Origin of the sequence: Prevotella sp. oral taxon 317 str. F0108 (assembly GCF_000162415.1) — a bacterium.
Taxonomy (GTDB): Bacteria; Bacteroidota; Bacteroidia; order Bacteroidales; family Bacteroidaceae; genus Prevotella; species Prevotella conceptionensis.
Window position 1 is genome coordinate 308,039 of sequence record NZ_GG740075.1, and the last position, 14,546, is coordinate 322,584.

The 14,546-nt window shown below is 47.6% G+C and carries 8 protein-coding genes; 5 read left to right on the plus strand and 3 right to left on the minus strand.

Features of this window, described 5'->3' with window-relative positions:
* Positions 1 to 478 precede the first annotated feature (478 nt).
* From HMPREF0670_RS12550 to HMPREF0670_RS12570, 5 genes are all read left to right on the plus strand, one after another.
* Complete coding sequence (locus HMPREF0670_RS12550; RefSeq protein ID WP_044078274.1) at positions 479 to 1,321, plus strand: flagellar motor protein MotB; 843 nt, start codon at positions 479 to 481, stop codon at positions 1,319 to 1,321.
* Between the two features lie 413 nt (positions 1,322 to 1,734).
* The gene (locus HMPREF0670_RS12555) at positions 1,735 to 2,622 is read left to right on the plus strand and encodes a DMT family transporter (RefSeq protein WP_009231530.1); all 888 of its coding nucleotides are present in this window, start codon (positions 1,735 to 1,737) and stop codon (positions 2,620 to 2,622) included.
* A gap of 354 nt (positions 2,623 to 2,976) precedes the next feature.
* Complete coding sequence (gene purL, locus HMPREF0670_RS12560; RefSeq protein WP_009231532.1) at positions 2,977 to 6,744, plus strand: phosphoribosylformylglycinamidine synthase; 3,768 nt, start codon at positions 2,977 to 2,979, stop codon at positions 6,742 to 6,744.
* Positions 6,745 to 7,035: 291 nt separating this feature from the next.
* Complete coding sequence (locus HMPREF0670_RS12565) at positions 7,036 to 7,596, plus strand: chromate transporter (protein ID WP_009231533.1); 561 nt, start codon at positions 7,036 to 7,038, stop codon at positions 7,594 to 7,596.
* An 86-nt stretch (positions 7,597 to 7,682) separates the two neighbouring features.
* The gene (locus HMPREF0670_RS12570) at positions 7,683 to 8,258 is read left to right on the plus strand and encodes a chromate transporter (RefSeq protein WP_009231534.1); all 576 of its coding nucleotides are present in this window, start codon (positions 7,683 to 7,685) and stop codon (positions 8,256 to 8,258) included.
* Between the two features lie 298 nt (positions 8,259 to 8,556).
* Here HMPREF0670_RS12570 and HMPREF0670_RS12575 read toward each other — a convergent pair whose 3' ends face one another.
* The 3 genes from HMPREF0670_RS12575 to HMPREF0670_RS12585 all read right to left on the minus strand — a co-directional run bounded on the left by HMPREF0670_RS12575 (position 8,557) and on the right by HMPREF0670_RS12585 (position 12,330).
* Positions 8,557 to 9,084: a hypothetical protein gene (locus HMPREF0670_RS12575; protein WP_009231535.1), complete on the minus strand. Its 528-nt coding sequence runs from the start codon at positions 9,082 to 9,084 to the stop codon at positions 8,557 to 8,559.
* A gap of 760 nt (positions 9,085 to 9,844) precedes the next feature.
* Positions 9,845 to 10,048, minus strand: a complete 204-nt coding sequence (locus tag HMPREF0670_RS12580; RefSeq protein WP_009231536.1) for a hypothetical protein — start codon at positions 10,046 to 10,048, stop codon at positions 9,845 to 9,847.
* A gap of 11 nt (positions 10,049 to 10,059) precedes the next feature.
* Complete coding sequence (locus tag HMPREF0670_RS12585; protein WP_009231537.1) at positions 10,060 to 12,330, minus strand: hypothetical protein; 2,271 nt, start codon at positions 12,328 to 12,330, stop codon at positions 10,060 to 10,062.
* Between the last annotated feature and the right edge of the window lie 2,216 nt (positions 12,331 to 14,546).

Sequence of the window (14,546 nt, forward strand, 5' to 3'; positions counted from 1 at the left end):
TCCGTAACACTAAGTTTCTTTTTTGATTTCATGTTTCGAATTTAAAGTATTACACCAGTTTGGGATAGGCATCAATCATTACGCCAACTACCGCGAATCGATTGATGCTTATCTCGAATTGGCTTATGGTCAATAAGAACTTGAATTTGGAACGCACTTGCACAACTTGTAAGGTGTTCTTTCTCCGTGTACGCTTTCGCCGCATGTCCTAAGTACCATGTCTTCTCCGCCTGCTTGTATGCAGAAAAACTCTCCGTCCTCTGCACCTCTGTGTACGAATTAAGCCCCAAACGCAGGCCAGGATGTAATCTCTAAAACCATTTATTCGTGACCATTTTTTACCCCTCCCTCTTTCTCTGCCGTTAATAATACCAAAAACGGGCACGCATTTTAAGGTTAATGTAAAGTATATTCGTAACTTTGTACACACAAAGTGCCGCAAAGACACAGGATAATAAATCAACATTTAAGGAGAGATATGAAAAAGAAGAACATCGTTCAGCTTGTGCTATTGGCCAGTGTGGTCGTTGTTTCGAGCTGTGCTAGCAAGAAAGACTTGGACAATTGCCAAAGAGAAAACAGGGAATTGAACGAAAGCTATCGTTCAACTCGCGAACAACTTGCCGCCAGTCAGGCCAGGGTTACATCGCTGGAAGAACAGCTGGCACAGCAAAAACGCGACTACGCCGCACTGCAAGGCTCGCTAGACAAGAGCCTCAACAACAGTTCGGCCAATAACGTGAACATTTCTAAACTGGTAGACCAGATTAACGAGAGCAACCAATACATACGCCACTTGGTTGAGGTGAAGAGCAAAAGCGACTCGCTTAACATGGTGCTCACCAACAACCTTACGCGTTCGCTCAGCCGCGAAGAGTTGAAAGAGGTAGACGTACGCGTGCTTAAAGGCGTGGTTTACATCTCATTGGCCGACAATATGCTGTATAAGAGCGGCAGCTACGAAATAAACGACCGCGCAGCCGAAACGCTTAGCAAGATAGCCAAGATAATTATGGACTATCAAGACTACGACGTGCTGGTGGAAGGAAACACCGACAACGTGCCAATAACGCGTGAAAATATTCGCAACAACTGGGACCTAAGTTGTTTGCGCGCATCGAGCGTGGTACAATATCTGCAAACACGCTATGGCGTTAACCCCAAACGCCTTACCGCTGGCGGACGTGGCGAGTTTAATCCCGTTGCCACCAATGGCACCGAAGTGGGCAAACAACGCAATCGCCGCACACAAATCATTATCACGCCGAAACTGGACCAGTTTATGGATCTTATCGACAAAGCACCCGAAGAAGGAAAATAAAACTTCTTCTATGCAACATACCCACACCTGCCCCAACGCCCACACAACGGCCTTGGGGCAGGTTTTACATTCAGGCATGTTCTAAATATTCCCCGCAAAGGTTCAACTGTTGTTCCTTGTATTGCTCTACGCAGTCGTTTCGATTTTATCTGGCATCTTTTGCTTTCTCTTTCAGAAAGCATAGTTCACTTTGCTCCTTCAAGTAAGTAAGCAAAACCTGCTCAGCTAAAAGCTAAAAATACAGCAAAGGTAATTTTTAGAATCCGCCTTAACATTCAGTCAACATTCATCAGGATATACATTTACACTTAGGGGTTAAGAAATAAGCGTTCTCACTTGGGTGCAGGGTCTGCACACTTAAAACAAAGCGCCAAGGCACGCCGTTACGCAATTACCCCACAACTTCTCTTTCGATGTCAACCACAGTTAAAGGTTTCCTCAATGCCAGCATTTCGGGCATTACGTTCGGGCTAATCCCCCTTTTCGCCATCCCCGTGCTTGCCACGGGCATGCACTCCACTTCTGTTTTGATATACCGCTACGCCTTCGGTTGCCTGGCCATGCTGGGTATGCTGATGTTCCACCGCACGCGCATGAGGCTTGCCTTTGGCGATTTCCTGCGCATTTTGTTGCTCTCTGCAATGTATGCCGTGTCGTCTATCGCGCTTATCGAAGGCTATAACTACATGGCTAGCGGCATCGCCACCACCTTGCTCTTCTCTTACCCCGTGTGGACATTGCTCCTTTCGGTGCTGTTTCTGCACGAACGGCTGTCGCTTACCACAGCCGTTGCCATCGGCATAGCCGTTGCAGGCGTGTTTTTTCTTTCGGGGATACTCGACGGCAACGGCAGCATGGAGGGGCTAACGGGCCTTTTCCTACTTCTGCTTTCAGGCTTTCTCTATGCCGTTTACATGGTGGTCTTCCCCCGAATGCGCATCAGGCAAATGCCATCGCTGAAACTAACGTTCTACATATTCTTCTTCGCGATGCTCATTCTCACGCTCTACGCCACCTTTACACGAGGGCGCATCGACCCAATAGACACGCGCAGTCAGCTCGTCAACCTCTTTTTGCTGGGTCTTGTGCCCACAGCCGTTAGCAACGTAACGCTTATCGTGGCCTTAAAGCAGATAAGCAGCACCCTGGCAGCCGTGCTCGGCGCCTTCGAACCCATGACGGCCATGTGCGTGGGCATACTCCTTTTCGGCGAACCGCTCACCCTGCCCATCGTCATTGGCTTTGTGCTCATCATCACTTCGGTGCTTATCCTTGTGCTAAGCAAACGCAAAACGGGGTAATATAGTCGCAAAACAGCCTTGCACCACACCCTTGCGCCACGCCATGCAAGCATGGCGCAAGGGCGCAAACACTAGACGATAAACGCACAAAAGTGAGGATTAATACTAAATAACTGAAAAAACAACACCGCCCACACCTTATATATAAGGCAAAAACGCTAACTTTGCAAGAGGAATGCAAAGGGCAAGCGCAAAGCTTAGGTAAACAACTGCAAGCCAAAGGTATGGCAGTAGGTTGGCTTTTCGCATCACACTCCCCCCACTGCACACCAACCCAAGCCAACCCAAACGCAGGTTAACAGGCAGAAAAGTAAGTGTATTCACATAACCATCCCAAAAATAAAGGAAACAACGATGATTCTCTTTTTCAAGACGCAGAAAGAAACGGTGATTGCCACAGAGGTGAACCACCAACTAAACGACGACGAAATGGCTAAGCTAGCCTGGCTTTATGGCGACGCAACGCTGATGGACACCCAAGAACTGGAAGGTTTTTACGTGGGGCCGCGCCGCGAAATGGTGACACCTTGGAGCACAAATGCCGTTGAGATTACCCAAAACATGAATCTTAACGGCATTTCGCGTATTGAGGAATTCTTCCCCGTGGCCAGCCGAAACGCCGACCACGACCCCATGCTGCAACGTATGTACGAGGGCATTGGCCAAGAAGTGTTCTGCGTTGACAGGCAACCAGAACCCGTAAGGCACGTGGACAACCTGGAAGAATATAACGAAAAGGAGGGGTTGGCACTCTCTAAGGACGAGATGGCTTACCTGCACGACATCGAAAAGCAATTGGGCCGACCGCTAACCGACTCTGAAATATTCGGGTTTGCCCAAATCAACTCAGAACATTGCCGCCACAAGATATTCGGCGGAACGTTTGTTATCGACGGCGAAGAGAAAGAATCGTCGCTCTTTGCCATGATTAAGCGCACCACGGCCGAAAACCCAGGCAACATTCTCTCGGCTTATAAAGACAATGTTGCCTTTGCACAAGGGCCGGTGGTGGAGCAATTCGCACCCAAAGACCAATCGAAAGCCGACTTTTTCGAGGTGAAGGACATCGAGAGCGTTATCTCGTTGAAAGCCGAAACACACAATTTCCCCACCACCGTAGAACCCTTTAATGGGGCTGCAACGGGCACTGGAGGCGAAATTCGCGACCGTATGGGTGGCGGCGTAGGCTCGTGGCCCATTGCTGGTACGGCCGTTTACATGACGGCTTACCCCCGCTTTGAAGGCGGCCGCGATTGGGAAAAGCTACTTCCCGTACGCGAATGGCTCTACCAATCGCCCGAACAGATACTCATCAAAGCCTCTAACGGCGCGTCCGACTTTGGCAATAAGTTCGGACAACCGCTTATCACGGGTTCTGTACTCACCTTCGAGCATCAAGAGAAAGCCGAAACAGACAACTCTGCCAACGAACCTTTCTATGCTTACGACAAGGTTATCATGTTGGCAGGCGGTGTGGGCTACGGCACAAAGCGCGATTGCTTGAAGGGCGAACCACAAAAAGGCAACAAGGTGGTTGTGGTTGGTGGCGACAACTATCGCATCGGATTGGGCGGCGGTTCGGTTTCGTCGGTAGATACGGGCCGTTATTCTAACGGTATTGAGCTTAACGCCATACAACGCGCTAACCCCGAAATGCAAAAGCGCGCCTATAATCTTGTGCGCGCATTGGTTGAAAGCGACGACAACCCCGTTGTGTCAATACACGACCACGGGTCGGCAGGTCACTTGAATTGTCTGAGCGAACTGGTGGAAGAATGTGGCGGAGAAATTAACATGGACCAACTGCCCATTGGCGACAAAACACTCTCGGCCAAAGAGATTATCGCCAACGAGAGCCAAGAACGAATGGGCCTACTTATCGACGAGCAACATATCGAACGCGTAAGGCAGATTGCCCAACGCGAACGAGCACCGCTCTATGTGGTGGGCGAGACAACGGGCGATGCCCACTTCGCCTTCAAACAAGCCGACGGCACTAAGCCTTTCGATTTGGATGTGGCGCAGATGTTTGGCCATTCGCCCAAGACAGTAATGGTAGACAACACCGTTGAACGCCACTATCAGAATGTTGAATATGAACCAATAGGCAGCGAGGCCGATAAAAACAAGTTGGGCGAAGAGGCACTTACGGCGCACATTGAGCGCGTTTTGCAACTCGAAGCCGTGGCTTGTAAAGACTGGCTCACCAACAAAGCAGACCGTTCGGTGACGGGTAAGGTGGCTCGCCAGCAGACACAAGGCGAAATTCAACTGCCTTTGAGCGACTGCGGCGTGGTGGCACTCGACTATCGCGGACGCGCTGGCATAGCAACCGCCATCGGACATGCACCGCAAGCCGCCTTGGCATCGGCCGAGAAAGGCTCGGTTTTGGCCGTTAGCGAGTCGTTAACCAACCTTGTTTGGGCACCATTAGCCCACGGATTGGGCGGTGTAAGCCTTTCGGCCAACTGGATGTGGCCTTGTAGGTCGCAGGCAGGAGAAGATGCACGCCTTTATAAAGCGGTTGAGGCACTGAGCGACTTCTGCTGTACACTGGGCATTAACGTGCCAACGGGCAAGGATTCGCTTTCAATGACCCAACAATATCCCAACAGCCAAAAGGTTATCGCGCCCGGAACGGTTATCGTTAGCAGTGGTGCCGAGGTGTCGGATGTGCGTAAGGTGGTTTCGCCGGTACTTGTTAACGACAAAAACTCGTCGCTCTACTACATCGACTTCTCGTTCGATGGACAGCGTTTGGGCGGAAGTGCCTTCGCACAAAGCCTTGGTTTCGTGGGCGACGACGTGCCAACGGTTGCCAATCCCGAATATTTCGCCGACTGTTTCAATGCCATTCAAGAACTGGTTAGGCGCGGATGGATATTGGCTGGCCACGACATTTCGGCTGGCGGACTGATAACCACGTTGCTAGAAATGGCTTTTGCCAACCGAAAGGGCGGCATGCACCTTAACTTACACGACCTGGCGGGCGACGATGTGGTGAAAAATCTCTTTGCAGAGAACCCCGGCGTGGTGATACAGGTAAGCGACGACCATCGAAACGACCTGCGCACATATCTCGAAGGCGAGGGTATCGGCTACACCAAGATTGGCTATTCGGTGCCAAACAGTCGCACGTTGGTTGTAAAGAAGGGAGAAAACGAGTATGTTTTCGACATCGACTCGTTGCGCGAAACATGGTATCGCACCTCTTATCGCCTCGACACGATGCAGAGCCACAACGGCATGGCCAAGAAAAGGTGGCTTAATTATAAGAAACAACCCATTGAACTGAAATTCAACGACGACTTTACTGGCAAGCTAAGTGGCTATGGCATCAGTGCCGACCGCCGCGAGCCGTCGGGTGTTAAGGCTGCCATTATCCGCGAAAAGGGTACTAACGGTGAGCGCGAAATGGCTTATGCCCTCTATCTGGCGGGATTTGACGTGAAGGATGTGGCCATGACCGACCTTATTTCGGGGCGCGAAACGCTGGAAGAGGTGAACATGATTGTGTTCTGCGGCGGGTTCTCAAACTCTGACGTGCTTGGTTCGGCCAAGGGTTGGGCAGGCGCATTTCTCTATAACCCCAAGGCCAAAGAGGCACTCGACAAGTTCTACGCACGTCCCGACACGCTTTCGCTGGGTATCTGCAACGGCTGTCAGCTTATGGCTGAGCTAAACCTCATCAATCCCGAACACGACCACCGCTCGCATCTTACCCACAACACGTCGCGTAAGTTCGAAAGTTCGTTCGTGGGACTAACCATTCCGCAGAACAACAGCGTTATGCTGCACTCGCTCAGTGGTAGTAAGCTGGGTATATGGGTTGCTCACGGTGAGGGTAGGTTCTATATGCCCGAATCTGAAGACAAATACAACATCGTTGCCAAATACAACTATGCCGAATACCCCGGCAACCCCAACGGGTCGGACTATAATGTGGCAGGCATCTGCTCGTCAGACGGCAGGCACTTGGCCATGATGCCCCATTTGGAACGCTCCATCTTCCCTTGGCAGAACGCCTACTATCCGCGCAGACGTCAATCTGACGAGGTTACGCCCTGGATTGAGGCCTTCGTGAACGCAAGGAAATGGGTGGAAAAGAAGTTGAAAGCATAAGGGGAGTTAAGTTAAGGAGTTAAGGAGTTATGGAGTTAAGGAGTTAAGCCAAATGCTTTATCGTTTGTGTTTATAGATGGTGTCAGCCTAATCGGACCAGTCGGACTTGTCGGACCAGTCTGACTTTTCCGAAATCTACAAACCGCTAGGCACCTTTAAACGACGCAGCCATCTTTTCACCCTTTCACCCTTTCACCTTTTCACCCTTTCACCTTTTCACCTTTAACAAGGCACATCACCCCCGTTCCTTCAGGAGAGGGGCTGGGGGTGAGGCTTTATTTCATCAACAACATGTCGATATATTGGAACAGTTTTCGCACATTCTTTAAGGTAGGGATGTTCACTTTGGGCGGCGGTTACGCCATGATACCCATTATCGAGGCCGAAGTGGTGGACAAGAATAAGTGGATAGAGAAAGAAGAGTTTCTCGATCTTATTGCCATAGCGCAGAGTTGTCCAGGTGTTTTCGCCGTCAACGTCAGCATCTTCATCGGCTACAAGATGCGTAAGTTACGCGGCGCACTATGCACTTGCGTCGGCACAGCCCTGCCTTCGTTTCTCATTATCCTGCTAATCGCGATGTTTTTTCATCAGTTTCAAGACAACAGCGTGGTGGCAGCAGCGTTCCGTGGCATACGTCCGGCCGTGGTGGCACTCATTGCTGCCCCCACATTCACCTTGGCCAAGAGTGCCCACATCACGTTAAGCACCCTTTGGATACCCGTTGTTTGCGCCTTGCTTATATGGGCTATGGGTGTCAACCCCATCTACATCATCATCGGTGCAGCCCTTTGCGGTTTCCTCTATGGTCAGTTTATCAAGCCCACAGAGGGTTCGCACAACGAGAATTAGAACAGTTGCGGTGCAAAAACAGCGTCATTTGCGCCGCAAGCACCTACACATACAGGTATTCAGCCAACAACAAATAAAACCATCACATGATTTTCATCGAGCTTTTCTATACGTTTTTCCTCATCGGACTATTTGGTTTCGGTGGCGGTTACGGCATGTTGTCGCTCATACAAACCGAGACGGTTATCCATCATCAATGGCTTTCGTCGGCCGAATTTACCAATATCGTCGCCATTTCGCAAATGACCCCGGGCCCCATCGGCATCAATGCGGCCACCTATTGCGGATATACGGCCACCCATAACGCTGGGTTTAACACGTGGATGGCCATGCTGGGCAGTGCCACAGCCACCTTTGCGTTGGTGTTGCCGTCGCTTATCCTAATGATACTTATCTGTAAGACACTTATGAAATATATGGACACGCCCGTTGTTCAGAACATGTTCGCCGGCCTGCGCCCTGCCGTTGTGGGCTTGCTTGCCGCTGCTGCCCTGCTTTTAATGACAGAAGAGAATTTCAGTTCGCCCACCATCAACCCCTGGCAGTTTGGCATTAGCCTCTTCCTTTTCGCTGCTACATTTGCAGGAACGAAGTTCTTAAAGATTAACCCCATACGCATGATTGGCTATGCTGCCGTTGCAGGGATGCTGTTGCTGTATTAGGAGGGCGAAAAAGGTTGGAGGAGTGGAGGAGTTGACAAGTTGACGAGTTAACAAGTTGACCAATTGACCAGTTAACTAAGATGGGTGCGCCTTCCAACTCGTCAGCTCGTAAATATGTTGTCTCACCAACCCGTTATCTCGTAAACTCATCAACTCATCAACTCACCAACTCGTTAACTCATCGACTCGTTAACTCGTAAGCTTGTCTACTCATAAACTTGTTAACTTGTCAACCTGTTAACTTGTCAACCTGTTAACTCGTCAACCTGTCAACTCGTCAACTTATTTACTCATCCACTTATTCAGCCTCCTTTTCTTTCTCCTCGCTTACTTCTTCGCTTACTTCTTCCTTATTTTCTTCTTCCTCGGTTTCTTCCTCATTGTCCACATTCTCGTCTTCTTCCTCCTCATTGTCGTCTGCCTTGCTCTCAACACAAGGTTTCTCGCGAACATACTTAATGGATTTTACGGCCAAGATAATGCCAACAATGGCCATTAAGGGCATGATGGTAAGTTGCACAGGATTGAATTGGTCGAGCCATTCGAGCATGTGAAGTAGGCAGAACAAAGCGAAAAGGCAAGCCAAGATGGAGTGTATCACGCGCCAAGCCTTGTGTTTTCCCCATAAAACGAGAAAGATTGCGAGTACGGGCAGCGTGTAACAAATTCCCATCATAAGGGCAATAAGTTCGCGCAAATGGGTGGAAGTAGGCATTGCCACGATGCTCTCGCCCCAAAATGCAGGCATTACATCCGCCAAAGTATGGGCAAGAAATCCTAAAACAAGGACTACCCACAATACTGATAATTCAATTTGTCTCTTCATAATTACATGTTGTTAGTTAGAAATGGTGTTTTTAGTTGACAAAGGGCGTTGGTTAGTTGACAAGTTGACGGGTTGACCAGTTAACCAGTTGACGAGAAGACCAGTTAACAAGTTTATCTGTTAACGCGTTGACTAGTTCACAAGTTAATGAGTTAGCAAGGGGCGTTTCTCACTCAACAAGATAAGCCATTTGCCCACCATCGCTCGCCCGAATAAACCGAAACACTAGTTTTGTCGGGCCAAAGTTACAAACTTTCTGTTGTCTTTACAACACCTATGGGCGATATTATTAGAGAAATTGACAAGTTTATTGGTTAATAAACGAATAGATTAAGAGGCATTTTAGTGAAGAAGTGAGCGGCTAAACAAACGAGCGAGTTAGCAAATGTAGGAGGGTTAGAGCAAGACAAGTTCCATTTTGAATAAAACAAAGAACAAATCAACGGTTCTTGTGCTAAGCTACCACTTCGTGGCTGGCTTGTTGCAAATAACGATTTGAATAACGTTTATTCTTATATGGATAACAAGAGTGATGTTGTATGCAATCTCATTATTCAGGTATAAAAACGAGGATTATGGGTGTTTATAAGTTTAGAAGTGCCTATTGAATATTGTCAGCCTTTTTAAAAGAAAAACATCCGCAACGCCCGATGTTGAGCATTGCGGATGGGAGGAGCATAACCCCTTGTGTGGGGATGCGTTGCTTATGTAAGGAAAAACGGTCTAATTTGTTATCACAGGTAAAGTTCGGAAGGGCGGGTTACATGTATTCCTCTTCGTCCCACCCCCAACCAAAGCCTGGTTTGGCGCCAATCTCGTCCGGGTCGCCTGGTACAATGGGGCCTGGGTCGCTGTCGCCATCGCCGTCGTTGTCGAAACGCGATGCACCCGGTGCACGTAGTAGTTCGTTGAGATCAAAATATACTGCGATGCAGTTTGGCTTTGTGTAAACTTGCTTTTTCATACTCCCTAAGTTTATTTTACGATTATCTTCTTATGGTTTACAATATAGATGCCTTTTGGCAATCCTTCGATAGAGGTGGCATTTGGCCGCACCAGCTTTCCGTCTACGGAGTAGATGTTGCTGGGGACGGCAAACAAGTCGCTGTTGGGCTGCACCAAGGTGTTCGTTACGTCCGTTGTGTTGTCGAACGTGCTGCCAATCTCTTCGCCATCAACAAAGAAGTTGAATGCCTTAGATTGGGTGTTTGAACCTGTGGCAATCCAACCACGGAACCCTTTGACCGGCATTGGGTTTTGTGTGAAATGCCATAGCCACTTGTTGTTAGACTTGGCACTCTTTCCAAGAACATACGAGTGGGCAGGAACTACTTTCGCTGTTTGGTTGTAGAGCGATGCGCAGAATTGTAGTCGTTCGTCGGTTGTGGTTGATGGAGTGGAAGGATCGCGCAGAATGCCGTTTGAGTAATTGGGCAAGGTTTGCGGATTGGTGTCGAGTGTAACGTTGTTGATAATGTAATAGGGAGCTTGTACTTCAACCCATCCCACATCTTTTACCAATTTGCGATATGGGGCGGCTGTGGGAGGCACGGTTGGTTCTTTTGTGGGACGCAGCAAGTATAGCTTATTGGCTTCGATGGCGATGGCGTTATCGTTATCTAACGATACCTTTGTGAAGTCGATGCGGGTGCTCAGTGTAGGCGACTGATGTGGGTATGCTGATAGCCTGGCCGTTTCGCCGAATGTGGCTTTCACTTGGGCGGCGGTAAGCGATATGGGGAGAACTATGCTGTTCCATTCGTCTTTTTGCATTGTGCGCTTTAATATCAGTGTGGCCGCCTTGTGGGGTTGAACTTGCTTGGCAAGATAAAGGATGCTTGTTTGCGCCTCGTCGAGAACAAGGTCTTGCGTACCGCAATATTCAAGGCGGAAGTTATCCCAGCAGGTCCAGTCGCGTTGACGTGTTGAGCCTGTTATCTCAATACCGATGTCCAGTTTGGCTCCGTCGGTGGGTACAAATACCAGCACCGTGTTGTTGTACGACCCTTTTTCGAACTCCATAGCAGCCCTTGAATATGGACTGATGTGCTTTTGGGCAAGGTCTGATGCATCGTAGGCGTGCATTAGGTCGGCGAGTGTATAACAGAATTCGTGAGCAAAGACATTTAGGCTGGTGGACACGTTAGAGAAAGCATCCGTTGTGCCTTGTACCTTTGCGAACAGCTTGGATTTTAGTTGGCTGCCCGATATGGCGTTGTAAAAGCCGTTACAAGAAACGCGATACCAACCCTTTTTCAGGGTTACTACTTGTTGCGTAACCTTTCCGTTGGCCTTTCCGTTGTTGCCTAAGTTTCTAACGTTGGCTGTGGAATAGCCCGCGTAGTTGGCCATGTAATAGTTGCTGGATATGGCACCGTTGCCAACGTAGTAAGTGTAGTTGGCGTTGGCGGGATTGAAAAGGTAGGCTTGCGCATTGGCATAAGCCCATGTAAGCCCGTTGCTGGCGTGCCATTTCTCCACATCCTTGTCGCCACGGATAAAGTTTTGGTCGTAAATAAGGAACGTTGCGTTGGCAGGTGCCTCGTCTGTTGCGTATTGTTCCTTAAATGCTGCTTTAAGGTCGGCTTTGGTTACGATTTTCCATAAGCACGACTTGTCGCTGTTGCTTTCCGTTGCAGGGTAGGCTAGGGGAGAGGTGTTGCTGTGTCCAACGCTTTTCATTTGAAGATAGCGAGTTCCGCCATAGCCTTGGTTGTGTTCGTCGTTGTAGAAACGTATCTTGTACGTTTTACTACCCGAGTGTGTCTCAACAAACTCCCAGTCGAGGATGCCGTTGATGTGGTGTGCCTCGGTGGTGTATGGGTTCGGTGTTTTCGAAAGGTCGTAATCTACGCCTCTGTCTACATAAACATGATTGTAGTTGATAGGGTCGGTGTAGCCCGGCGTGTCTTTTCTGCGACCAAAGGCAATGTTGCGCCCCTCTGTCGTTGCTTGTGGCCCTTGCATGCGGTATTTGCCGGAGGTTGGCGACTTGGTGATGTTGATGGGCATGCCTACACCGTAACCTACTACAACGGTACCCCAATAGCTGCCTGCATTGAGATATTGGCCTGTGCCAACATTGTAGAGATAAGCGGTTTTGATGTCTTCGTTGGTTGAATTCGCCACCGAAACTATTGAATTTCCATTCCACTCGTGGGAGTGTGGATTTTGTCCCTGAGCCTTTAATACCGTAGGGACACAAGCACATAGTGCTGATAATACCAAAGAATAAAACTTCATCATAAAAATAACTCTTTTAATTCTCTTTATAAACTAAATACCATTACTAACAATGAGAGGTGGTCTTATACGCACTTCCGCTGTTGGCAGATGGTGCGTATTTACATTTTAAGCAGTGAACTAACTTTTTGTTCCATAAAACACAAGTTGAATAAAATGTGTAGTTAATGGAAATAGGGAGCTTTGATGATGGTACTTACTGTGTAAAGGCCGACCTAACTTTATTTATGTTTCGTATATCTTACAAATAACTCTCTTTTTCGAAAAGTGTATATCCTGTCAATATGTTTATTCAAAGACCATTATAATAAGGGATTTTTGCTAATCATTCCCTCTTTGTTTTGCAAATGTATTAAAAAAAAAGGATGTGAAAAAGAATGTGTATAAAGTTTTCACACTATATATGAGTTAGGCTTGATATTTTGCTTTCGTTTACTAAACGCAGGTTTCTTGTTGTAAAATATTAAGACATGGTATGCTGCCTTTGGAATATAAGCGTGTCGTTTCATTTTGCGTTTGATTGAGATTGTAGAGGGGTTAATTATGGTTGGTTGGTGGAAAGTATGTATTAGAGGTTGGCAAGACTTAGATGAAACAACAAATAGGAATGCTTAACAGATTGCCAGCTCTGAACTTCTAAATCTCAGAATCCTTAACAGTCCAGGGATGCTATTTGTTCAATAGTCTACGAAAGCTTTACTGAGGTTTCTATATTATGAAGTGGTCTCGGCTTTTAATATTTCTATAAATTGAGAGAGGTGCAGGACAAGTCAACTCACTGGCTTATAAACAAACGAAAGCCCAACAACTCCCGATGACATCACCCCCCCCCAACTCACGAACTCATCAACTCAAAAACTCATCAACTCACAAAATCATCAGCACACGAACTCATCAGCACAAAAACTCATCAGTTCAAAAACTCATTAACTCATTAACTCAAAAACTTAAATTGTTGTCTTTTATTTTACAATGTTGCTCTAATTTTCGCTCCGTTCTAGCGAAAATTCAGGCTGAAAAGTTGGTAAAAAACCGCTTTTTATACCCTTTCGCACCTTTGGCGTTGTCAATTTTTACGCCCAGAAGCTGCATTTTGCACCATTTTGCCTTTCTAGTTTGGGTGAAGGCTGATGATTTTTCAAGCCCATTTTTCTGCTTTTAGTCCCTAAAAACCTACTTTTTAACGACTATTTTGCCCTTTTCGGACATGTTTTTCATGGCTCTAAAAGGTTTTGTTTATACAATTGCGACGTATATTTATTCTTTTCATCTTGCGTTTAGCACCTTTTTGCACTGCGTTTAGCACCATTTTACCTTGCGTTTAGCACCAAAATACACTGCATTTTGCACCAAAACGCACTGCGTTTTGCGGCATATTGCACGCCATTTAGCAGCAAATTGCACTATATTTTGCCCCAAATAGCCCCAAAAGGGGTGTTAATGGCGGCCTTTTGGAATTAATATTCATTTTGCCGCATTCACTGGCTAACCCCTTTTTGCATCGAAACAAACCTTCGCGAGAATCGATTTTTTGCGGTAGGGTGAGCGATTGGTGGACAAAAAGGGCACTCATAATGTTAAATTTCTTGCTGAAAACTAGACAAAAGACAATTGTGCCGTATAAGCATGCATGGCAATGGCGCGGAAAGCGTGTACGCTTACTGCAGCCAGCGCGAGCGGTTGCAGGGCTTGCTGCTCACGGCTTGTGGCGCGGCATCGTGGAAAGGCAGAGGTGAGATGGCGTTAGTAACTGGTCTTTCAGCTTGTAGCGAATGCTTTGAATGACTTGTGCTTGGTCGCCTCTTTTAGCAACAGCCATATTTTGGCACAGGCGAATGGGGCGTAATTTCAGATTACAACGCATCTTTGTGAACTGCTTCGTATGTGAGAGGGGCGTTTGTCTGGGGTGTACAATACCAAGATGGTAAACTCCTCTCTATATTATCGAAACATTAAAATTCAAGGCTACTTCTGCTAGTGCGCCTACGGCCTCACGCTCTTACGACTCACAAATTCATTAACTTACAAACTTATCAGTTCTTCGGCTCATCAACGCGCAAACCCACAAACTTACAAATTCATCAGCTCACCAACTCATCAACTCACAAACTTGCCCGCTTATATATTAATAAGGAGTGCGTCCCTGTTATGTTATCAATGTGTAAAGAAACTCAAAAACTTGCATTGTGGTTCGATATTTTTCTTAAAAAGGCTTGCGT